The sequence below is a fragment of the Solibacillus daqui genome, from assembly GCF_028747805.1.
Taxonomy (GTDB): domain Bacteria; phylum Bacillota; class Bacilli; order Bacillales_A; family Planococcaceae; genus Solibacillus; species Solibacillus daqui.
This window is the reverse complement of sequence record NZ_CP114887.1, coordinates 40,711-64,013: the sequence shown is the minus strand read 5'-3', so window position 1 is coordinate 64,013 and position 23,303 is coordinate 40,711. Positions and strand designations below refer to the sequence as shown.

Genomic DNA, 23,303 nt, shown 5'->3' with positions numbered 1-23,303 from the left:
TAAAATATCGTTTTTGATTAATATTTAAACAATAACAAAAGTCTGTTGAACTTTATCGCTGTTCAACAGACTTTCCAAATTATTTTACTTGTGCACCATTCGCAAGTTTTGGATCGACTGTTGCTAATGTTAATACACCATCATGTGATCCTGCTAAAATCATTCCTTGAGAAAGCTCGCCACGTAATGTTACTGGCTTTAAGTTCGCTACAACAACGACTTTTTTGCCGATTAATTCTTCTGGCTTGTAGTGCTCTGCGATACCTGAAACAACTTGGCGTTGTTCATAGCCAAGGTCTACTTGTAACTTTAATAATTTTTTGGCTTTTGCTACTGGTTCGCAAGCTAATACAGTCGCCACACGTAAATCTACTTTCATGAAATCATCAATCGTAATTTCTTCTGTTTGTGGTGCTTCAACTGTAGGCGTTTCTTCTTCAACAGATTTTACTGAGCCCTTCATTTGCTCACGAATATATTCAACCTCTACTTCTACATCTAAGCGTGGGAAAATTGGTGTTCCTTTTTCTGCCACTTTTATATTTTGTGGAATAATATTACCGAATGTTTCAATTGTGTCCCATGCTAATAATTTTTCATCGAAACCTAATTGCTCAAAAATTTGTTTTGGCGCGTTTGTCATGAAAGGTTGAATCATGACCGCAATATGACGTAAGCTCTCTGCTAAGTTGTTCATAACCGCTGCTAATTTTGGCTTGTCTGCCTCTTCTTTTGCTAATACCCATGGTGCTGTTTCGTCGATATATTTATTTGTACGTGATACTAATGACCAGAGCTCTGATAATACAACACTAAATTGCATTTTTTCCATACTTTCTTCATATTTAACGCGTACGTTTTCTGCATGGGCTTTTAATGCTGTATCAAACTCCGTTGTTTCTAAGTTATCAGTAGGAATGACACCATCAAAATACTTGTTCATCATTGAAACAGTACGGTTTAAAAGATTCCCTAAATCATTTGCTAAGTCAAAATTCGTACGATCTACAAATGATTCTGGTGAGAACACGCCGTCTTGGCCAAATGGTAATTCACGTAATAGGAAGTAACGTGTTGCATCTAAGCCGTAACGCTCGATTAGCATTTCTGGGTATACAACATTCCCCTTTGATTTCGACATTTTACCGTCTTTCATCATAATAAAACCGTGTGCGAAAATTTTCTTCGGTAATGGTAAATCTAATGCCATTAAGAAAATTGGCCAGTAAATTGTATGGAAGCGTACAATGTCTTTACCAACAACATGTACATCTGCTGGCCAGTATTTGTTGAATAGCTCTTCGTTATCTGAACCATAGCCTAAAGCTGTAATATAGTTTGATAATGCATCTACCCATACGTATATAACATGTTTGGCATCCCCAGGAACTTTAATGCCCCAATCGAATGATGTACGAGAAACTGATAAATCTTCCAAGCCTGGTTTAATAAAATTATTGATCATTTCATTTTTGCGAGATTCTGGTTCAATAAATTCTAAATTATTTTCATAATATTCTAGTAATCGATCGGCGTATTTCTTCATATTAAAGAAGTAGGACTCTTCTTTTACTTTTCGCACTTCACGACCACAATCTGGGCACTTTCCATCAACTAATTGCGTCTCAGTATAGTATGACTCACATGGAACACAGTAAAGGCCTTCATATTCGCCTTTATAAATGTCGCCATTATCTAAAAACTTTTGAAAAATTTTCTCTACAGCATCAATATGGCGCTTTTGGGTAGTTTGAATAAAATCATTATAGGATATATCCATAGTAGCCCATAATTTTTTTGCACCCTCTGCGATTTCATTTACGTAATCTTGGGGATGCATACCTGTTTCCTGTGCTTTTTCTTGAATTTTTTGACCGTGTTCATCCATTCCAGTTAAGAAGCGCACGTCAAATCCTTTTAAACGTTTATAACGAGCGATCGCATCTGTCGCAACAGTTGTATACGCAGTACCAATGTGGAATTTCCCACTTGGATAATAAATTGGGGTAGTTATATAGAATGTTTGTTGTTCACTCACGAATGTAGCCTCCATTTGCTTGCTAAGTATCTTCTTTATTCTAACGAAGTACGAAATTTGTTTCAATGAAAGTTTGTTGTAATTAGCATTTGTCGAAAAAACGTTACAAAACTTTGGGAATAATCTGAAACTTTTTGACTAATAACTTTTTTCTATGATAAAAATCTTTAATATTATCACCATAAAGTACAAATATAACAAATAATTTTCTAAATCAAAGGAAATACTAATGCTAATTTATTGACGTTTATGGCATTAGTTGGTATGATTCTAAATAGACAAAGAAATAATGTCGAATTTTGACGAATATAAATAACTTTTATAATATAGGAGGAAATATCATTATGAAATCAACAGGTATCGTACGTAAAGTAGACGAATTAGGACGTGTAGTAATTCCAATCGAATTACGCCGTACATTAGGAATTGCAGAAAAAGACGCATTAGAAATTTATGTAGATGACGATAAGATTATCTTAAAAAAATATATGCCTAACATGACTTGTGCAGTAACTGGTGAAGTTTCGGATGACAACATGCGCTTAGTAGGCGGTAAATTAATTTTATCTTCTGAAGGTGCAGAAACATTAGTTAGAGAAATCCAAGCAAACTTAAAAAAATAAGTTTACCACTTTTTTAGGTGCTTTAAAATAAAATAATCAAGAGTCTCACAATATGCACTCTTGATTGAAATAAAGGGCAATCAAAAATCTACGTTAGACTTTTGATTGCCCTTTTTTTGCTATTTTATTTTCATCTGCAGCATACCGCTAAATGATTTGTTTTGTACCATTACCTTTAACATAACAAATCCTAACAGGGCACCCGCTAAAGAACTCATTGTAAAGGCTGGAATAAAGCCTAATAAAGTTGCCTCCTGACCTAATAGCAAGATTGCTATGGGGTAAGTTGCCAATGCTCCAAGAATTCCCGTGCCAATCACTTCACCGATAGCTGCAAAGCTTAGCTTCTTTGTTTTCTGATAAAGAAAGGCTGCAAGAAATGCACCGATCATACTACCTGGATAAGCAAAGATAGAACCTGTGCCTAGAAGATTACGCATTGTTGAAGTAAGAAAAGCACTCATTACCGCATACCATGGACCAAGCATTACAGCTGCTAGTATATTGACAAAATGCTGAATAGGAAAAATTTTTGCAAAACCTAATGGAATGTAGACAACACTACTCGATGCAGTGGTAATAGCTGCAAGAATCGCTGTGTACGTTAACTTTCTTGTTTGATTCATTTTATTGTTCCCTATCTGTTGTTATTTTGAAACGATATTTTGCACAAACTGTTGCGGTTCAACCTTTGTATCAATTACACCGGCTTCGTATAGCCAATTCGCTACGTTTTGCCAACTCTCTTCCTCTTGGTAGCCAAACGGCACTCCTTTGTCCTCCATTAATGGTAGAAGTATTTTTAAGCTTTCTTTTTCAACTTCAGCATCTAATGAAGAGTCTGCATTTTCATTTGCCAATAGAATTTGTAATCCTGCTTCTGGATTTTCCTTTACAAACTGTTGCCCTTTTGTAACAGCCTGCCAAAACTTTTCAATTGAAGCCTTTTTCTTATTAAATGTTTTTTCACCCGCTACGATAACAAGCTCGTAATTATCTGGTACACCATAATCATCTAATCGTAAAGCTTCCATCTCGTAGCCTTCTTTATTGAGTAACACCAGTTCATGGTTTACATAGCCACCACCGATTGCATCTACTTTATCTGTTGCAACTGCAGGAATTAAATCCCAACCTACATCTGTCATTTTCACTTTGCTAAAATCTCCACCATCATGTTCTACCATCGTTTTTATAACTGCTTCAGTTATCACGGTAGATGGATAACCCACGCTTTTACCTTCTAAATCCTTTGGTGAATTAACCCCTGCTTCTTTTTTCATCATAATGGAATCAAGTGAATGGCGAACATAAGCAGCTACCGATACAACCGGTATTCCCTCAGCTCTTGATTGTACGACTTGGCTTTGATAGCTAATTGCCAAATCGACCTTCCCAGTTGCAGCAAGCTTTAACGGGTCATTTGTGTCTGCAGGCATTTGGATTTCGACATCTAATCCTTGCTCCTCAAAATAACCTTTTTCCTTTGCAACATAAAACGCAGAGTGTACCGCGTTCGGATACCAATCAAGCATAATCGATATTTTCTCTAATTCTGATTGCCCGTTTTCTTGTGAACTTTTATCATTACTACAGCCGACCAACATGATGACCAGCAATAGAAATACAACAGGAATTTTCCAATTTTTCATTTTCTGTTTCTCCTCTAATTTTCATATTTCCATTTTCTAAGAACGATTCTCTCAATCCATGTGGCGAACGCAAACAGTAGGATTCCTAAAAAAGTTAATATCGTAATTGCAGCGAATACACCTTCCGCATTCAAATTCCCAGACATTCTTCGGCTATAATAACCTAACCCTTCACTTGCACCTAGCCATTCCCCAATGGTTGCCCCTACTAATGCAAATACAATAGCCATTTTAAAACCTGAGAAGAATGAAGGTAATGCCATTGGAATATGTAGCTTTAGAAAGATTTGCTTGCGGGAAGCACCCATCGAACGAAATAGTTCGATATAATCTTTATCGCATGCTCTTAAACCATCATAGGTGCTCACCACAACAGGGAAAAATGAGATAAGCACCGTTACTGCCACCTTACTCCAAATAGAATAACCAAACCAAAGTACAAAAATAGGAGATAGTGCAATGATTGGAATCATTTGCGAAATGATGACAGCCGGATACATTACTTTTTCTATAGGTTTAAAGCAAAACATCCCGATAGCAAGAGACACCCCCAATAGGACGGTTATCAAAAAGCCGATGAAAAACTCGATTGTGGTTGCCTTTAAATGCACGAAAATGAGGACTCGCCAATTATCGATAATCATCTGCAGAACTCCTGTTGGTGCTGGTATAATAAAGCTCGGCACAATGCCTTGCCTTACGAGCACTTCAAGTACAACAAGAACGATTATAAAAAACAGTAGGAATAAAGCGTATTGTTGAAACCAACTTCTAATCTGTTTCACTAGAAATCTTCCTTTCTAGCTTTCTTCTTAGAGCTATACCAGCTTCTGAATAGCTCATTTCATTGGCACGTGGTCTTGGCAAATCCACGATGATTTCCTCTACGCTTTTATCTTGATGCAAGATTAAAATGCGATCACTTAGTAAAATCGCTTCCTCTAAATCATGGGTAATAAAGAGCACTGTTTTCTTTAATTGTTGCCACATCGACAATAACCAACTCTGCATTTCTTTTTTCGTAAAAGCATCCAATGCCCCAAATGGTTCATCAAGTAATAACACATCTTTACCTGTTAAGAGTGCTCTTAAAAAAGCTGCGCGCTGTCTCATTCCACCTGATAGTTCCTTCGGATAAGCTTGTACATAATCCTTTAAACCAACTCGCTCAATCCAGACAATTGCTTCCTCTTTTGTTAGCAATACGTTCTTTTGAATCTCTGCTGCGATCATGACATTTTCCAAAATTGTACGCCATGGCAGCAGCAAATCCTTTTGTGGCATAAAACCCACATCACCAGGGGCTACTTGACGATCATCAATAACAATACTCCCCTCATCGGGTGTAAGTAGTCCCGTCATCAGTTTAAAAATCGTGCTTTTTCCTGTACCGCTTCTGCCAATTATTGATACGAATTCCCCCTGCTTAATTTCCATATTCAATTTTAAGATTACAGGAGGGGAATGTTTCTCAAAAGCATAGGTCACATTTTGCAAGCTAACTACCATTTTTTCAACACCTTCTTAAATAAACTAAATCGGCCAATCCTGATTGTAATAGTTCATATCCCAGAATAAATATTCATACTTTGACGTCATTTGGAAATGTTTTTCTAACTGGGCTAGCTCTCGCTCGGGCTTCCCATCTGCTAATTCATTCATTACACCAATTAACCATTTTGCACCGTTGCCAAATTCCTCTGAATCGTATGTTTCTATCCACTTGGCATAAGGATTATTTGCTAAATCATGACCAAACTGTGCTCTTAGCAGCTTTCCAATTTCCCAATAATCCCACGCACAGGGTAATAGGCAGGCCACTACTTCCGCCAGGCTACCACTTTGCGCAGCATTTAACATATAATTCGTATATGCTAAATTCGCAGGCGTTGGTTTGGTTGCCTCCAACTCTTCTGATGTAATTCCAAATTCCGCAGCAAATTGACGATGTAAATTCATTTCAAAATGGAGTGTATCATTTAATATCGCAGCAAACTTCCCCATCATATCGAGATCCGTTGATTTGACAGAGGCAATGGCAAATAGTTTGGCATAATCGATTAAATACACATAATCCTGCTTCATGTATTGGATAAATTTATCCTTATCAAGTGTTCCCTTCCCTAGTTCTTGCACAAATGGATGGCTATGATTTGCGTCCCAAATAGGTTGCACATTTCTAAAAAGTCGATCAGTAAATTTTTCTGTTTTCACATTCATTGTTGTTTCCTCCTTTTTTTATAACAAGTAATTTAAAAAAAATAAAAACCACTTCCTAAAATAGGAAATGGTTTCGTCGCATAAGTTGTACACACATACACTCGAAACTACTTCCCTACGCTAGTCCTAACTAGATCCGGTTCAAAGGGTTCTTCTCAGCCAATGGCGCCCCTAGCAGTTTATCTACTTATTCAATTCTTTATGAAATCCATGGATAACTTATAATCTTCTTACCCACTAAAAATAAAAACCCCACTCTTTTTAGAGAGCGGGGGAATGTACATGTGTCCTATCAACATGCCTCACTTCCCTACGCTAGTCCTAACTAGATCCGGTTCAAAGGGTTCTTCTCAGCCAGTGGCGCCCCTAGTGCTTTTAGTAATATTTATTTTCTTCTATATCATAACATGACTTACAATTTACGCAAGTGATTTCAAGTGAACAATACATTTTTGTCCAACTTATAATCCACCACGGACCTTTTCTTAATGCCCTTGATGATACTCATTATACACATCTCTTTTCGAAAGTCCACGCAATTTTGCTACTTCCTTTATCGCTTCTTTCGACGATATTTGAGTTTCTTCTATTATATAGTTTACATGTTCATCTAACGTCATATCAGTCCAATAGTTTTCTTCTTCTTCCACTTCGCCTGATGTATTGCCTTCAACTACTACACAAAACTCACCACGAATTTCATTGTCATTAGCCCAAGTAATCGCTTCCTCCATTGAACCCCGTAAAAACTCTTCAAATTTCTTTGTTAATTCACGTGCTAATGTAATTTGTCGATTGCCAAGAACTAGTTGTAAATCCTTTAATGTATCCTTTAAGCGATGAGGTGCTTCATAAAATAAAAGCGTTTCTTCTCGTTTACTTAATTTTTCAAGCTGCTCACGACGCCCTTTTTTGTTGCGATTCAAAAAGCCGAAGAAATAAAATGGCTGCGGTGTAATGCCTGATGCAATAAGTGCTGTCAAAGCAGCATTTGCCCCAGGAATTGGCACAACAGCAAAGTCTTCTGCGATGGCTTTTGCTGCAATATCCGCGCCTGGGTCTGAAATACACGGTAACCCAGCATCACTAACAAGTGCTACTGATTTTCCTTCACGTAAAAATGCTAATAATTTTTCGCCACCTACTTCTAAGTTGTGCTCATGATAACTAATTAAAGGTGTTTGAATATCAAAATAGTTACAAAGTTTTCTCGTATTACGCGTATCTTCTGCTGCAATAATATCCACTTCTTTTAAAATGCGCAGCGCACGCATTGTCATATCTTCTAAATTGCCAATCGGCGTTGCAACTAAATATAAGCAACTCCCCTGTTCATGCTGACTACTCTTCTGCGATTTCATCATTCGCCCTCCTCATATATTCAAACTTTTTTGCTCGTGTTAATTGTTTAAAGGCATATTCTGCCGACATTGCTTGCTGTTTTGTATCGAATGTTTCATAATACACACATTTTACTGGACCACGTGCGCGTGTATACTTTGCACCCTTGCCAGTATTATGCGCTGTTATTCGCTTGTCCAAATTATTCGTATAACCCGCATACAGCGAGGCATCACTACACTCCAACACATAAAAATAATGCTCAGTTTTCGTCGCCATATAATAACGCCCTCACTTCTGGCGTGTATTCGTTATTGTCTTCATATACATAAAGCGGAGGTAAAATTTTTAAATCCGGCTTACCGTCTTTAATTGCTTCAATCAACAGTGTATTCGCTTCCTTACCACGCTTCGGATACACAAATTGTATACGCTTTGGCTCTAATCGATTTGCACGCATTGCCGTTACAATATCTAATAAACGGCCTGGACGATGCACAAACGCAACCTTACCACCTTGCTTTAATAAGCGACTTGATGCTTCTACCGCTTGTTCTAACGTTAAATGTATTTCATGTCGCGCAATCGCATAATGTTCACTCGTATTTTTTTCGCTTAGTTCATGCGCTAAGAAGTACGGTGGGTTACATGTAACTGCGTCGTATTTTTCAATTCCTAACGTTTTTGGTACATCCTTAACATCGCCTAACTTCATTTCAATTTGGTGCTCTAATTTATTGTAGGCAATACTACGTGTTGCCATATCATGTAAACGTGGTTGCAATTCAACCCCAGTAATTTTTGCCTTTGTTCTTGCACTTAAGAATAACGGAATAACCCCGTTTCCTGAGCAAAGATCGACAATATGCCCTTTACTCTTTGGAATTTGCACGAAACGCGATAATAACACGGCATCTAATGAAAAAGAAAAAACAGATGGGCTTTGAATAATTCGCAAGTTTTCCGCAAGTAAATAATCTAAGCGTTCATCATCTTTTAACCATTGTTCCACTTTTATATCCTCCATGAATTGATTTCCTATTAACAAGAGAGCTATCCCTCATGTATCAATTAACTACTTAAGGCGGTGGTCAGAATAAAGAGGAACGAATGCTTTGTCACGCCCTGTGACAAAGCATTCATAACCAGCATCGTGCTGACCTCCATCTTCGGCGCAAAAGAGGTGTCCCAGAAATATTTCTCGGACACCTCCTTCGTTAACCATTTTGTTTATTTAAAAACGATAGACAGAACAAACAATCTTCACCTTTACGTGAGCCACCAAAATGCACATGACATACATGGAAGCCTTCATTATAAAGCCTTGCTAAATTGTCATAGCCTTCTCCAATATCCACAGGTTCCTTTTTTAGTTCCGCTTTTTGTGGATCTACACTTACTTCTTTGGCTAATAGCTCCTCTAAACGCGTTCGTAGGTGAAGGTTTTCTGTTTGAAGCGTCTGATGCTCCTCCATCATATGCGCAACAAATTGCTTTAACGCGTTAAACTGTTGCTGCATTGATTCAAGCTGTTGTTCGAACTCCATAACAGTATCTAAAAAATTACGGTCCTTCACGCAAGCCACCCCATTAATTTCTATCTAAATAAGATTTTTCTCACCTTGCAATAACTCATCAAGGGTATATTCAACCATACGCTCGTGCTTCGTTAAATATACTTGAATTAATCGTTCTAATACATTTAAGCCGACAACTTTTCCTTCACCTTCTGGAGTCATTGTCATTTCACCAACATCTGGCATTCCTTCTTTGGCAATTTCATAATCATCATTTTCATATTTTAAGCAGCACATTAAACGACCGCATAAGCCTGAAATTTTCGTTGGATTCAGTGATAGGTTTTGATCTTTTGCCATTTTAATCGACACTGGATCGAAATCACCTAGAAATGTCGAACAGCAAAGCATCCTTCCACATGGGCCAATTCCACCTAGTAACTTCGCTTCATCTCGGACACCAATTTGACGCAGTTCGATACGTGTACGGAAAACACTCGCTAAATCTTTTACAAGCTCCCGAAAATCGACACGTCCTTCTGCTGTAAAGTAAAAAATAATTTTATTACGATCAAATGTATATTCTACGTCAACAAGCTTCATTTCCAACGAGTGCTCAATAATTTTAGTACTCGCTAATTCAAACGCCCGATTGGACTCAATTGCGTTTTCTTCTACTTGGAAACGATCGCGCTCATCGGCAGGACGAACAACTTGCTTTAATGGTAAAACAACGTCATTTTCTCCGACTTGACGCATTGGCACGACTACTTTTCCATATTCAATACCGCGTGCAGTTTCTACGATGACATATTCTCCAACCTCTAAAATATAAGCTGCTGGATCAAAATAATATATTTTACCCGCTTTTTTAAAGCGAACTCCGACTACATTATACAAATGTGTACCCCTCCTGAAGATTCAGCATTAGCTGTTCCACCAATAACGTACGATTCATATTACGATTTAAATTCGCACGCGCTTGTAATACAGACTGCATTTGGCGTGATAGTTTATCATACGTTAATGTCAATGTGATGTCATTAAAGCGTTGATACATATCAGGATATGTGCACGTCGAATTTCGATTTGCTTTAATCGCTACCATATCACGATATGCAAACAATAACAAATCGAGTGCCTGTTCCATTGCCTCCTTTTCTTTAAATAGAGGCAACCATTCGTCATGTACAAATAATAATGCTTCATGAACATTTTGATGAACGATCTCTACTAATTTTAACACTGTTTTTCGTGCAAGTAAAAATTGCTCATCTTTTGAGAGCTCAAATGCAATATCTATATCATTAGTTACCATGCTTAATGTCGCTGCCATCGAAGCTGTAACACCTAGATTTTCTAGGCTTTCAATCAATGCTTCTCTCGGTGCCTTAGCAAATTTTATATGCTGACAACGCGAACGAATTGTCGGGATAATCGCTTGAATTTGCTCGGTTAATAGAATTGCAACAACTTGTCCATCTGGCTCTTCTAAAAACTTTAAAAGCATATTCGCTGAGGCAACATTTAATTTATCGGCATGATGTAACACATAAATTTTCTTACCTTCTTCGACACCAGTCATCTTCATCTCAGCAATTAAATCGCGCACTTGGTCAATTTTAATAAATTGTCCATCCGGCTCAATTTGCTTAATGTTTGGATGATTGCCTGAATCGATTCTTCGACAATTTCGACATGTTTCACATGGAACATTTTTTGACAAATTTCCACAAAGGAGAAGTTTCATAAAAAACGAGACAACATCGCGTTTACCCGTGCCCTTTTCGCCTTCAAAAATGTATGCATGCGCTAACCGATTTTTTTCGACAATCGTTTGTAGCTGCTTCATTACAACAGGCTGTAGCTTCGTTAGCTGTTCTATTTTTCGTGTCATTTCCTTCACCTTTTCGTTTGTTGCTAAAGTTTATTTGAAAAGTGTTATGTACAATTCAAATCTATACTATCTGTTATAAAAAAGCCCGTGTCTAGTGCACAACAAAGACACGGGCGCATTTTACATATAAAGATTAATTAAAAGTCCTTTAATTTCGCCAATTTTGGCTAATAACTCAATAGACTCTTTTTCTTCATTTAAAATATCTTCAGCTAGTTCGACTAAATGCTCATCAATTGTTTCGACAATTTTTAAGCGACGTCCTTCACCGAAACGATTCCATGTATGCGATTGCTTCATTTCTAGACCATAATCAACTGCCTCTTGTAAAAAGCGTTTCACAAGCATTTTAAAGCGCGCTAATTCGCGTAAATTGCGCGAGCGGGCGACACGATCACCAGCCGCTGAAATATCACCTATTAGTCTCGTTAGTTGCTCCGTTTGCATTTTCGAACCTTGTTTCACGACCATTTCACCGAAGCGATTATTTGCTTGGTTATTTTGACGTACGTTTTGATTCGAGTTTAAATTCATACGAAGATCTTGATTAATTTTCATTTACCGCTCGCCTCCACAAACTAGAAATGGTGGAATTGTTCGATTGGTAAAACAAAGACAATTGCTCCTCCAACTTCAACTTCCACAGGGTACGGAATATAGGAATCGGCGTTTCCTCCCATTGGCGACACAGGAGCAACCATTTGCTCACGTGATCGACAGTTTTCACGAATAATATCTAATAATCTTGGGATAAGAGAATCATCCGTACCAATTAAAAATGTCGTATTTCCAGATCGTAAAAAACCACCTGTACTCGCTAATTTCGTCGCACGATAGTTGTTTTTTGTTAATGCATTTGATAAACGATTACTATCTTGATCTTGCACCACAGCTACTACTAATTTCATCCGCACTCACCCCTTCATTGAATTGGTGCCTTTATTATATCATAAATAAAAGCTACACTTCATTTACTTTTACCCTAATATTGGATTTAAAATCATCCACACATCCTCAATTACTTGCTCTAGTGCCTGATCGGCATTGACAACTTTAAAACGCTCCGGATAACGCTCCATGACATATTCATATCCTTCATATACTTTATGGTGGAATGCTAATCCCTCTGCATCTAATCGGTTAATTTCATCGGCACGTGTCGCTTGAATACGTGCCAAACCTTTTTCCGGTTTGATATCAAAGAAAATCGTCACATCTGGCATACGCTTGCCAATTGCAAATTCATTAATCGCCAATACATCATCAACACCAATTCCTCGCGCATAGCCTTGATACGCTAATGACGAATCTATAAAACGGTCACATAATACATGTTGACCACTTTCTAACGCTGGAATTACCTTCTGATAAAAGTGCTGCGAACGCGCTGCTGCATAAAGTAACGCCTCTGTACGTTCATGCATTGCTGTATGTGCTGGATCTAAAATAATCGAACGAATTTTTTCGGCGATTTCAATACCACCTGGTTCACGTGTAAATAAAATATCTGTGCGGTTGTTTAATCGTTCACCAATCGCCTGTAATACACTTGTTTTACCAGCTCCCTCGCCGCCTTCAAATGTAATAAATAAACTTCTTTGCATATATAGTATTCTCCTAGCACTTATTTTATGACATATATCAATTTCTCTAGTAATCGATGCTCACCTTGAAATGTTGCGCCTATGGCTAATAATTCTTCTAACTGACTTAATTTTGCAACGGTAATTTTCTCACCTGGTACAAATAGTGGAATACCTGGTGGGTACGGGATAATCGTCGATGCTGCAGTACGTCCAATCGCACGCATATAGGGTATCCATTCTTTTTGGGCCTGTTCAATTTCCTCAAATGTGTAACCTGGGCTAGTAATGGCCGCCATTTCATAATTCGCACGTTGCTCTACTTGCTCTTTATATGGTTGATCCTTCAATTGAATAAACGCTTCTTTCATACGAATACGTAAATCAGCAAATGGATAACTATCCCCATGCTTTAATAACGGTAAAATAAGGAGTACTTGCATTGTATCTGCCAACTCTACATAGACATTCATCTTTTCGAGTGCATCTTTCAATTCAAAACCTGTATATCCTGGTGCACGTACTAATAGTTTCAACGCATCGTCTACTTCGATTACTTGTAGTTGCGTTGATGCCGTTAATGATTCGATAAATTGCTTACGCTTATCCATCAAATAGGCAAAATCACTTTCCGTATAATTCGCCACATAGCTTCGTGCATCATCTAATGACGCTAGTAGTAAATACGACGGACTACTTGATTGTAGCATACGTAAATAGTGATTGATCTTTTCTTCACTCACAAACTGTGATTTCACGTGTAAAAAAGAGGCCATCGTCATAGCAGGTAATGTTTTATGCGCGGACTGCACAACAACATCCGCTCCTAAATCTAGTGCCGAAGTTGGCAGTTTTTCTGTAACCGTTAAGTGTGCACCGTGCGCTTCATCAACTAACACTGGGATTTTAGCTGCATGGCAGATTTCAATTTGCTGTTTGAAATCGTGAGCAGTCAAACCATAATACGTTGGATATGTAAAAATCACTGCCTTAGCATATGGATAACGTTCAATTGCATTTGCTAACGTTTCTAGTTCAATACAACCTGCCGTTCCACTTGTTTCATCCCATTTTGGTGCGATATATATAGGCTTCACACCTACAAGCTGCAGCGCATGGAAAATGGATTTATGCGCATTACGTTGAACAAGCACCGTATCACCTTGTCTACACGTAGCATAAATCATCGCCAAATTTCCTACCGTTGAACCATTCACCAAAAAGAAACTACGATTGGCACCATACGTTTGTGCAAGTAGTTGTTCTGCCTGTAAGATCGCCTCTTCTGGATGATGAAAATCGTCAAGTCCTGTTAGTTCTGTTACATCATATGTTAACGCGCGTTTTATTTCATTTGGTAATTGTGAAAGCAAACCATTTTTATGACCTGGCACATGAAGTGATAGTGGTTCATTTGCTATAAATTTTTTCAATGCTTGGACGATTGGTCGATCGTTTTTCATTTTGTTCACCTCATTTGTGATTGTACTTCTATTATAAGGTGGCTCAAGACATCCGACTACGGTGAAACGTCGAAATAATTATTAGAAAAGCTCAAATTACTCCTAAATAACTCGTTTTGATGTTTCCTATTATGCCAATTTTGTTTCCCTATCTACTAAAAAACTTCTGATTTATTATACATACTTCAATATGATATCATTTACGACACTATTTTCATCGTTTACCGTTGGATCATCTACTGCACTTGAAAATGTAGTAATAAGATCATGATGCTTACTAACTTTAGAGTTAAGGTATATTTCATTTCATAATTCACAAAAGTAAAACTGTTTTTAGTTAATGGCGTTTTAGCGAAGATTAACAAAACAAAAAAACCACTGATTACTCAGTGGTTTTTATTCGTGCGAAGCGACGTTCTACTCTCACAGGGGGAAACCCCCAACTACCATCGACGCTAAAGAGCTTAACTTCTGTGTTCGGTATGGGAACAGGTGTGACCTCTTTGCCATCATCACTTCACATATTAATTTGAAAGATTATTCTTTCAAAACTGGATAAACGTTTCATTGATTTTCGTAAACATGTGGTTAAGTCCTCGACCGATTAGTATTCGTCAGCTACATGTGTCGCCACACTTCCACCTCGAACCTATCTACCTGATCGTCTTTCAGGGGTCTTACTTACTTGCGTAATGGGAAATCTCATCTTGAGGGGGCTTCATGCTTAGATGCTTTCAGCACTTATCCCGTCCACACATAGCTACCCAGCGATGCCTTTGGCAAGACAACTGGTACACCAGCGGTGTGTCCATCCCGGTCCTCTCGTACTAAGGACAGCTCCTCTCAAATTTCCTACGCCCACGACGGATAGGGACCGAACTGTCTCACGACGTTCTGAACCCAGCTCGCGTACCGCTTTAATGGGCGAACAGCCCAACCCTTGGGACCGACTACAGCCCCAGGATGCGATGAGCCGACATCGAGGTGCCAAACCTCCCCGTCGATGTGGACTCTTGGGGGAGATAAGCCTGTTATCCCCGGGGTAGCTTTTATCCGTTGAGCGATGGCCCTTCCATGCGGAACCACCGGATCACTAAGCCCGTCTTTCGACCCTGCTCGACTTGTAGGTCTCGCAGTCAAGCTCCCTTATGCCTTTACACTCTACGAATGATTTCCAACCATTCTGAGGGAACCTTTGGGCGCCTCCGTTACCTTTTAGGAGGCGACCGCCCCAGTCAAACTGTCCGCCTGACACTGTCTCCTACCCCGCTAAGGGGCATGGGTTAGAAGTTCAATACAACCAGGGTAGTATCCCACCGACGCCTCCTTCGAAGCTGGCGCTCCGAGATCTCTGGCTCCTACCTATCCTGTACAAGTTGTACCAAAATTCAATATCAAGCTACAGTAAAGCTCCACGGGGTCTTTCCGTCCTGTCGCGGGTAACCTGCATCTTCACAGGTACTATAATTTCACCGAGTCTCTCGTTGAGACAGTGCCCAGATCGTTACGCCTTTCGTGCGGGTCGGAACTTACCCGACAAGGAATTTCGCTACCTTAGGACCGTTATAGTTACGGCCGCCGTTTACTGGGGCTTCAATTCGCAGCTTCGCTTGCGCTAACCACTCCTCTTAACCTTCCAGCACCGGGCAGGCGTCAGCCCCTATACGTCACCTTACGGTTTTGCAGAGACCTGTGTTTTTGCTAAACAGTCGCCTGGGCCTATTCACTGCGGCTCTCTCGGGCTATACACCCTACCAGAGCACCCCTTCTCCCGAAGTTACGGGGTCATTTTGCCGAGTTCCTTAACGAGAGTTCTCTCGCACACCTTAGGATTCTCTCCTCGACTACCTGTGTCGGTTTGCGGTACGGGTACCTCCCACCTCGATAGAGGCTTTTCTTGGCAGTGTGAGATCAGGAACTTCCTCCATACGGAGTCGTCATCACAGCTCAATGTTAAAGTACGCGGATTTGCCTACGCACACACCTTACTGCTTGAACAGAGACAACCAACGCTCTGCTTACCCTACCCTACTGCGTCCCCCCATTTCTCAAACGGTGGGGAGGTAGTACAGGAATATCAACCTGTTATCCATCGCCTACGCCTATCGGCCTCGGCTTAGGTCCCGACTAACCCTGAGCGGACGAGCCTTCCTCAGGAAACCTTAGTCATACGGTGCATGGGATTCTCACCCATGTTTCGCTACTCATACCGGCATTCTCACTTCTAAGCGCTCCACCAGTCCTTCCGGTCTGACTTCAACGCCCTTAGAACGCTCTCCTACCACGCATACCAACGGTATGCATCCACAGCTTCGGTGAATCGTTTAGCCCCGATACATTTTCGGCGCAGCGTCACTCGACCAGTGAGCTATTACGCACTCTTTAAATGATGGCTGCTTCTAAGCCAACATCCTGGTTGTCTAAGCAACGCCACATCCTTTTCCACTTAACGATTACTTTGGGACCTTAGCTGGTGGTCTGGGCTGTTTCCCTTTTGACTACGGATCTTATCACTCGCAGTCTGACTCCCGTGTATAAATATCCGGCATTCGGAGTTTGTCTGAATTCGGTAAAGCGAGATGCCCCCTAGTCCAAACAGTGCTCTACCTCCGGTATTCTCAATCACGAGGCTAGCCCTAAAGCTATTTCGGAGAGAACCAGCTATCTCCAAGTTCGATTGGAATTTCTCCGCTACCCACACCTCATCCCCGCACTTTTCAACGTGCGTGGGTTCGGACCTCCAGTAAGTGTTACCTCACCTTCATCCTGGACATGGGTAGATCACCTGGTTTCGGGTCTACGACCACGTACTAATTCGCCCTATTCAGACTCGCTTTCGCTGCGGCTCCGTCTTATCAACTTAACCTCGCACGTAATCGTAACTCGCCGGTTCATTCTACAAAAGGCACGCTATCACCCATTAACGGGCTCTAACTACTTGTAGGCACACGGTTTCAGGATCTATTTCACTCCCCTTCCGGGGTGCTTTTCACCTTTCCCTCACGGTACTGGTTCACTATCGGTCACTAGGTAGTATTTAGCCTTGGGAGATGGTCCTCCCGGATTCCGACGGAATTTCACGTGTTCCGCCGTACTCAGGATCCACTCTGGAGGGACTGAACTTTTGACTACAGGGCTTTTACCTTGTTTCGCGGACCTTTCCAAGTCGCTTCGTCTAATCCAATCTTTTGTAACTCCGTATAGAGTGTCCTACAACCCCAAAGAGCAAGCTCTTTGGTTTGGGCTCTTCCCGTTTCGCTCGCCGCTACTCAGGGAATCGAATTTTCTTTCTGTTCCTGCAGGTACTTAGATGTTTCAGTTCCCTGCGTCTGTCCTCATCACGCTATGTATTCACGTGTAGATACTATCCGATTAAAGATAGTGGGTTCCCCCATTCGGAAATCCCCGGATCAAAGCTTACTTACAGCTCCCCGAGGCATATCGGTGTTAGTGCCGTCCTTCATCGACTCCTAGTGCCAAGGCATCCACCGTGCGCCCTTATTAACTTAACCAAAAGTTAAACTTACTTAAAAAGTAAGATTTTAAGGATATTGCACGATCAATTTCTTGATCAATGTTTGTTTATTACTTATCAATGTCGTTTTATCCAGTTTTCAAAGAACAAGACAGCGAACTTCCGTCACATCGTGACTAAGCTTCACTGAATTTGCTTCATGCAGTCTTGCGACAAAAGCGCTAGCGGCAGGAGCAAATATTTTTTGAAGTATTCCATTCAATTAAGAATGAACCTTCAAAACTGAACAGCAAACGTTAATGAGTATCTTCTCCAAGAGAAGATTTCCGAAAAATCCTTAGAAAGGAGGTGATCCAGCCGCACCTTCCGATACGGCTACCTTGTTACGACTTCACCCCAATCATCTATCCCACCTTCGGCGGCTGGCTCCATAAAGGTTACCTCACCGACTTCGGGTGTTACAAACTCTCGTGGTGTGACGGGCGGTGTGTACAAGGCCCGGGAACGTATTCACCGCGGCATGCTGATCCGCGATTACTAGCGATTCCGGCTTCATGTAGGCGAGTTGCAGCCTACAATCCGAACTGAGAACGGTTTTATCGGATTAGCTCCCCCTCGCGGGTTGGCAACCGTTTGTACCGTCCATTGTAGCACGTGTGTAGCCCAGGTCATAAGGGGCATGATGATTTGACGTCATCCCCACCTTCCTCCGGTTTATCACCGGCAGTCTCCTTAGAGTGCCCAACTAAATGATGGCAACTAAGAACAAGGGTTGCGCTCGTTGCGGGACTTAACCCAACATCTCACGACACGAGCTGACGACAACCATGCACCACCTGTCACCGTTGTCCCCGAAGGGAAAACTGTATCTCTACAGTGGTCAATGGGATGTCAAGACCTGGTAAGGTTCTTCGCGTTGCTTCGAATTAAACCACATGCTCCACCGCTTGTGCGGGCCCCCGTCAATTCCTTTGAGTTTCAGTCTTGCGACCGTACTCCCCAGGCGGAGTGCTTAATGCGTTAGCTGCAGCACTGAGGGGCGGAAACCCCCCAACACTTAGCACTCATCGTTTACGGCGTGGACTACCAGGGTATCTAATCCTGTTTGCTCCCCACGCTTTCGCGCCTCAGTGTCAGTTACAGACCAGATAGTCGCCTTCGCCACTGGTGTTCCTCCAAATCTCTACGCATTTCACCGCTACACTTGGAATTCCACTATCCTCTTCTGCACTCAAGTTCCCCAGTTTCCAATGACCCTCCCCGGTTGAGCCGGGGGCTTTCACATCAGACTTAAGGAACCACCTGCGCGCGCTTTACGCCCAATAATTCCGGACAACGCTTGCCACCTACGTATTACCGCGGCTGCTGGCACGTAGTTAGCCGTGGCTTTCTAACAAGGTACCGTCAAGGTAGCGCCAGTTACTACGCTACTTGTTCTTCCCTTGCAACAGAGTTTTACGAACCGAAATCCTTCTTCACTCACGCGGCGTTGCTCCATCAGACTTTCGTCCATTGTGGAAGATTCCCTACTGCTGCCTCCCGTAGGAGTCTGGGCCGTGTCTCAGTCCCAGTGTGGCCGATCACCCTCTCAGGTCGGCTACGCATCGTCGCCTTGGTGAGCCGTTACCTCACCAACTAGCTAATGCGCCGCGGGTCCATCCTATAGTGATAGCCGAAACCATCTTTCAACTTCCAACCATGTGGTTCAAAGTATTATCCGGTATTAGCTCCGGTTTCCCGAAGTTATCCCAGTCTATAGGGTAGGTTACCCACGTGTTACTCACCCGTCCGCCGCTAACGTCATTGGAGCAAGCTCCAAATCCATTCGCTCGACTTGCATGTATTAGGCACGCCGCCAGCGTTCGTCCTGAGCCAGGATCAAACTCTCCATAAAAGTAGTTTGAAAGCTCATTTGCTTTGCTAGCGATTCTAACAATTAAGTTAGAAATCATTTTTGCTTCAATTAAGAAGCTGTATTCATTAACGTTGCTTGTTCAGTTTTCAAGGTTCATGTTGTTATCTTCTGTGACAACTTTTATATCATATCACCTTTAAAGTATTGTGTCAATAATTTATTTCGATGATTTTTCAGATATTGTTTGTCGCCCTTTGCGACTTAAAATAATATAACATTATTTTTTAAATGCTGCAACACTTTTTGTTAAATTTTTTTCATTATCATTAAAAAACTCACACAAATGATTCCTGGAAGTCCTAAAATTGTGATTGTTGCTACTGAAAATAGGTTAATTGGAAGCTGTACCCCCCATTTTACAAAACTAAAAATATAATTAATAACAAACAATAAAGCAATGACTGCGGCGAATTTAAACCAAAACCACGCTAAATATTCAATTACTTTCCCACGAGCTTCTTTATTCATAAAAAAAAGAAATAAGAAAACAAAACATATCGCGATTACTATGTAACGCACAGCACCATCCTTGTTTTTTTAATGGTAGCTTATGCGACTGGCTTGTTTCTTATTTCAATAATATTTATTTAATTAACACACGACGTAAGCGCGCTTCTTTATACAAGTAGAAGTGAATGCTTTCGGCCTTTTTCCGTTCTGCAATGACATCTAAGCTATAGTCATCCATTAATTCTTCAATTACTTTTGCACTGTGTAATGCTTCTTTTGTTTCTTTAAAAGAAGAAACTAGTTTATCATCAAACTCTTTTTTAAGTTTCCCTTTACGCGAAAAAAACATCTATGTAGCCTCCTGGTTATAATTCGCGACGGCCTTCCAATGCTTTTGATAATGTTACTTCATCTGCATATTCTAAGTCTCCACCTACTGGTAAGCCGTGAGCAATACGTGTCGTACGAATGCCTGATGGTTTTACAAGACGTGAAATATACATAGCCGTTGCTTCCCCTTCAATTGTTGGGTTTGTCGCTAATATTAACTCTTGAACACGCTCATCATGTAAGCGCCCTAACAATGAAGCGACATTAATATCTTCAGGACCTACGCCATCCATCGGTGAAATTGCCCCATGTAATACATGGTATAAACCTTGATAGTCGCGCATTTTTTCCATAGCGATAACATCTTTTGGATCTTGTACAACACAAATCGTAGTTACGTCACGCTGTTTATCGGAACAAATATGACATGGGTCAATATCTGTGATGTGACCGCATTGCGAGCAGTACATTAAATTACGTTTTGCATCGACTAAGGCCTTTGCAAATGTTGTGACTGTATCTTCCTTCATCGTTAATACATGAAAGGCTAAGCGAGCAGCCGTTTTGGGTCCGATTCCCGGTAGTTTCATAAAGCTATCAATTAGTCTTGATATTGGCTCTGGATAGTGCATCCATTTCCCTCCTTTAAAAAGGCACACCCCAAAATGTTGAGATGTGCACTACTTATGACACGATTCAAATTAGAAAGGAAGGTTCATTCCTTGTGTGAATTTACCCATTGTCGCATTTGTTGTTTCTTCAACTTTTTTCAACGCTTCGTTTGTTGCGATTACGATTAGGTCTTGTAACATTTCGATATCTTCTGGGTCTACTACAGAATCATCTAAGTTAATTTCTAACATTTCACGTTGACCGTTCATTACCACTTTCACCATACCGCCACCAGCAGCACCTTCAAATGTTTGAGCGTTTAAAGCCTCTTGTGCTTCAACCATCTCTTTTTGCATTTTTTGCATTTTTTTCATCATGCCTTGCATATTACCCATACCACGCATATTAAAATTCCTCCTTTAAATTTGAAATTATTCTTCGACAACATCAACAAAGTCTTTTCCGAAGCGCTGTTCTGCTTCTATAACTAGCGGATCTAGTGCTGCATTAAGCTCGGCTTCATCGGCAAAAGCAGGTTCTTCTATTAATCCATCGGCTGATTCATCTTGCGTTGGATTTTTTTGATCTAAACCGTTATCGCGAATGAAATTTTCACGCAATGTGCCCCATGCTGGTTCTGGAATACATAATAACTCATACTGTACACCCGCTTCTGAAGCGATACGGCCAGTAAATGACGCCACAAGCGCATTGTTATCTGCTACCATTTGACAATGTATATCATACTTGAATTTTACCACAAAAGCACTCGCATTTGCCGCTACAGGCTCTGCATCAGCAAGTAAAGCCGCCTGTGACTTTTGTAAGCTCGATAAGCCGAGCGCCCAAGTCGATTTTATTTTTTGTAAATCAGATTTTGTTGCTGTTTTTAGTACTTCTTGAATACGACCAGTTGGTGCATTGTACTGATTGCCTTGTGGACGTACGCGCTGGCGAGGTTGCTCTTTAGCTACAGCTGGTCCTCCACCATTTTGTAGTTGCTGAGAAAGCTGACCTAAACGATTTTCAAGTGAGGCTACCTTTCCTTCTAATTCCGGGGCAAGGGCTACACCTTGTGTATTACCACTCGCTTTATACTGGGCCATTTTTAATAGCGCTGTTTCTAAATAGATTTTTGTATGATGTGAAAAACGCATTTCTTGCTGCGTCTTAGCCAAAATATCAATAAATCCGTATAATGTATCTGCATCAAAATCTTGTGCTAATATAACAAACTTTTCTTCAGGTGAAATAAATTCTAATAAATCTTCTAGTGTTCCATCTGTCTTTAATAGTAGTAAGTCTCGGAAAAAAGTAATAAAGTCTTCTGCTAAACGTAGCGGCTCCTTACCATCTGAAATCAGTTCTTCCACACGACTTAATACTTGTGCAACTTCTTTTTGTTGAAGTGACAATGTGATTTCATAAAATGCGTCTTGGCTAACTGAACCTGTGACAAGTAGTACATCTTCAAGCTGTACCGTTTCGTTACTAAATGAAACGACTTGATCAAGTAAGCTTAACGCATCACGCATTCCCCCTGCAGAAGCCTGCGCAATCGACTTTAATGCTTGTTCATCATAACCCATTTCGATATCCTCTAACACAACCTTCATACGTTCTACAATATCTATAGAAGAAAGTCGCTTAAAGTCAAAACGTTGACAACGAGAAATAATCGTCGCTGGAAGTTTATGAGGTTCGGTTGTCGCTAATATAAAGACTGCATGCTCAGGTGGCTCCTCTAACGTCTTTAATAGCGCGTTAAAGGCACTTGTAGAAAGCATATGCACCTCGTCGATAATATACACTTTAAAGCGTGCGTCAGCCGGTGCGAAGCGGACTTTTTCAATGATGTCACGCATTTCTTCTACACGTGAGTTCGATGCCGCATCAAACTCGATGACATCTGTATGGGAGCCCTCTGTAATACTTATACATGTCGCACATTCATTACATGGTTCTTTGGCAGGTGCATTTTCGCAGTTTAATGCTTTGGCAAAAATTTTAGCTGTACTCGTTTTTCCGGTACCACGTGGGCCAGAAAATAAGTAGGCATGCGTAGTCTTGCTAGCAAGGAGAGCATTTTGAAGGGTTCTCTTTACATGTGTTTGCCCTGACATTTCACGAAATGACTGTGGCCGATACACACGATAAAACGCTTGATATGTCAACCTTTCCCTCTCC

The 23,303-nt window shown here is 40.6% G+C and carries 22 protein-coding genes, 3 rRNA genes and 2 riboswitches; of the genes, 1 reads left to right on the top strand and 24 read right to left on the bottom strand.

The features are described from left to right. Window positions 1-79: 79 nt before the first annotated feature. A complete protein-coding gene (gene metG, locus O7776_RS00290) occupies window positions 80-2,053 on the bottom strand; it encodes a methionine--tRNA ligase (RefSeq protein WP_420802141.1) in 1,974 nt (657 codons plus the stop codon). A 329-nt stretch (window positions 2,054-2,382) separates the two neighbouring features. On the opposite strand from metG, the gene O7776_RS00285 reads away from it, so the two are divergent. Beyond that, a complete protein-coding gene (locus O7776_RS00285; protein ID WP_420802140.1) occupies window positions 2,383-2,661 on the top strand; it encodes a transition state genes transcriptional regulator AbrB in 279 nt (92 codons plus the stop codon). 119 nt (window positions 2,662-2,780) lie between these two features. Here O7776_RS00285 and thiW read toward each other — a convergent pair whose 3' ends face one another. The 23 genes from thiW to dnaX all read right to left on the bottom strand — a co-directional run bounded on the left by thiW (window position 2,781) and on the right by dnaX (window position 23,290). Continuing rightward, entirely contained in the window at window positions 2,781-3,287 is a 507-nt protein-coding gene (gene thiW, locus O7776_RS00280) for an energy coupling factor transporter S component ThiW (protein WP_274308711.1), read from the bottom strand. Between the two features lie 21 nt (window positions 3,288-3,308). Then, window positions 3,309-4,313: an ABC transporter substrate-binding protein gene (locus O7776_RS00275; RefSeq protein WP_274308710.1), complete on the bottom strand. Its 1,005-nt coding sequence runs from the start codon at window positions 4,311-4,313 to the stop codon at window positions 3,309-3,311. 14 nt (window positions 4,314-4,327) lie between these two features. Beyond that, window positions 4,328-5,098: an ABC transporter permease gene (locus tag O7776_RS00270; protein WP_274308709.1), complete on the bottom strand. Its 771-nt coding sequence runs from the start codon at window positions 5,096-5,098 to the stop codon at window positions 4,328-4,330. After that, window positions 5,085-5,822 (bottom strand): ABC transporter ATP-binding protein, encoded by a 738-nt coding sequence (locus O7776_RS00265; RefSeq protein ID WP_274308708.1) that lies wholly within the window; start codon window positions 5,820-5,822, stop codon window positions 5,085-5,087. The genes O7776_RS00270 and O7776_RS00265 overlap by 14 nt, the downstream gene beginning before the upstream one ends. Window positions 5,823-5,846: 24 nt before the next feature. Continuing rightward, window positions 5,847-6,533 (bottom strand): thiaminase II, encoded by a 687-nt coding sequence (tenA, locus tag O7776_RS00260; protein WP_274308707.1) that lies wholly within the window; start codon window positions 6,531-6,533, stop codon window positions 5,847-5,849. Between the two features lie 95 nt (window positions 6,534-6,628). Continuing rightward, window positions 6,629-6,716: riboswitch (TPP riboswitch) on the bottom strand. 107 nt (window positions 6,717-6,823) lie between these two features. Next, window positions 6,824-6,911: riboswitch (TPP riboswitch) on the bottom strand. 107 nt (window positions 6,912-7,018) lie between these two features. Further along, window positions 7,019-7,894: a 16S rRNA (cytidine(1402)-2'-O)-methyltransferase gene (gene rsmI, locus O7776_RS00255; RefSeq protein WP_274308706.1), complete on the bottom strand. Its 876-nt coding sequence runs from the start codon at window positions 7,892-7,894 to the stop codon at window positions 7,019-7,021. After that, window positions 7,875-8,153, bottom strand: a complete 279-nt coding sequence (locus O7776_RS00250; RefSeq protein ID WP_274308705.1) for a GIY-YIG nuclease family protein — start codon at window positions 8,151-8,153, stop codon at window positions 7,875-7,877. The genes rsmI and O7776_RS00250 overlap by 20 nt, the downstream gene beginning before the upstream one ends. After that, window positions 8,137-8,886 (bottom strand): tRNA1(Val) (adenine(37)-N6)-methyltransferase, encoded by a 750-nt coding sequence (locus O7776_RS00245; RefSeq protein ID WP_274308704.1) that lies wholly within the window; start codon window positions 8,884-8,886, stop codon window positions 8,137-8,139. Before O7776_RS00245 ends, O7776_RS00250 begins: the two co-directional genes overlap by 17 nt. Window positions 8,887-9,091: 205 nt before the next feature. Further along, window positions 9,092-9,451, bottom strand: coding sequence for a DNA replication initiation control protein YabA (gene yabA / locus O7776_RS00240; protein WP_274308703.1), 360 nt, complete (start codon window positions 9,449-9,451; stop codon window positions 9,092-9,094). 24 nt (window positions 9,452-9,475) lie between these two features. Continuing rightward, window positions 9,476-10,291, bottom strand: a complete 816-nt coding sequence (locus O7776_RS00235; protein WP_274308702.1) for a PSP1 domain-containing protein — start codon at window positions 10,289-10,291, stop codon at window positions 9,476-9,478. Next, the gene (holB, locus tag O7776_RS00230; protein WP_274308701.1) at window positions 10,284-11,288 is read right to left on the bottom strand and encodes a DNA polymerase III subunit delta'; all 1,005 of its coding nucleotides are present in this window, start codon (window positions 11,286-11,288) and stop codon (window positions 10,284-10,286) included. Before holB ends, O7776_RS00235 begins: the two co-directional genes overlap by 8 nt. Before the next feature lie 120 nt (window positions 11,289-11,408). Then, window positions 11,409-11,846, bottom strand: a complete 438-nt coding sequence (locus O7776_RS00225) for a YaaR family protein (protein ID WP_241371057.1) — start codon at window positions 11,844-11,846, stop codon at window positions 11,409-11,411. Between the two features lie 20 nt (window positions 11,847-11,866). Next, complete coding sequence (locus O7776_RS00220) at window positions 11,867-12,196, bottom strand: cyclic di-AMP receptor DarA (RefSeq protein ID WP_108711162.1); 330 nt, start codon at window positions 12,194-12,196, stop codon at window positions 11,867-11,869. 69 nt (window positions 12,197-12,265) lie between these two features. Next, the gene (gene tmk, locus O7776_RS00215) at window positions 12,266-12,892 is read right to left on the bottom strand and encodes a dTMP kinase (protein WP_274308700.1); all 627 of its coding nucleotides are present in this window, start codon (window positions 12,890-12,892) and stop codon (window positions 12,266-12,268) included. Between the two features lie 20 nt (window positions 12,893-12,912). After that, the gene (locus O7776_RS00210; RefSeq protein ID WP_274308699.1) at window positions 12,913-14,334 is read right to left on the bottom strand and encodes an aminotransferase class I/II-fold pyridoxal phosphate-dependent enzyme; all 1,422 of its coding nucleotides are present in this window, start codon (window positions 14,332-14,334) and stop codon (window positions 12,913-12,915) included. A 404-nt stretch (window positions 14,335-14,738) separates the two neighbouring features. Further along, window positions 14,739-14,854 (bottom strand): 5S ribosomal RNA (rrf, locus tag O7776_RS00205). A gap of 64 nt (window positions 14,855-14,918) precedes the next feature. Further along, window positions 14,919-17,846, bottom strand: a 23S ribosomal RNA gene (locus tag O7776_RS00200). A gap of 304 nt (window positions 17,847-18,150) precedes the next feature. Further along, a 16S ribosomal RNA gene (locus O7776_RS00195) occupies window positions 18,151-19,703 on the bottom strand. The 16S, 23S and 5S rRNA genes sit together here, the layout of an rRNA operon. Before the next feature lie 267 nt (window positions 19,704-19,970). After that, complete coding sequence (locus O7776_RS00190; RefSeq protein WP_274308698.1) at window positions 19,971-20,243, bottom strand: pro-sigmaK processing inhibitor BofA family protein; 273 nt, start codon at window positions 20,241-20,243, stop codon at window positions 19,971-19,973. 64 nt (window positions 20,244-20,307) lie between these two features. After that, window positions 20,308-20,523 (bottom strand): YaaL family protein, encoded by a 216-nt coding sequence (locus O7776_RS00185; protein ID WP_274308697.1) that lies wholly within the window; start codon window positions 20,521-20,523, stop codon window positions 20,308-20,310. Between the two features lie 16 nt (window positions 20,524-20,539). Next, window positions 20,540-21,136, bottom strand: coding sequence for a recombination mediator RecR (gene recR, locus O7776_RS00180; RefSeq protein WP_274308696.1), 597 nt, complete (start codon window positions 21,134-21,136; stop codon window positions 20,540-20,542). A gap of 69 nt (window positions 21,137-21,205) precedes the next feature. Then, window positions 21,206-21,520 carry a YbaB/EbfC family nucleoid-associated protein gene (locus O7776_RS00175; protein WP_241371204.1) on the bottom strand — a complete coding sequence of 105 codons (315 nt, stop codon included), beginning with the start codon at window positions 21,518-21,520 and terminating at the stop codon, window positions 21,206-21,208. A gap of 27 nt (window positions 21,521-21,547) precedes the next feature. Further along, complete coding sequence (dnaX, locus tag O7776_RS00170) at window positions 21,548-23,290, bottom strand: DNA polymerase III subunit gamma/tau (protein WP_274308695.1); 1,743 nt, start codon at window positions 23,288-23,290, stop codon at window positions 21,548-21,550. Between the last annotated feature and the right edge of the window lie 13 nt (window positions 23,291-23,303).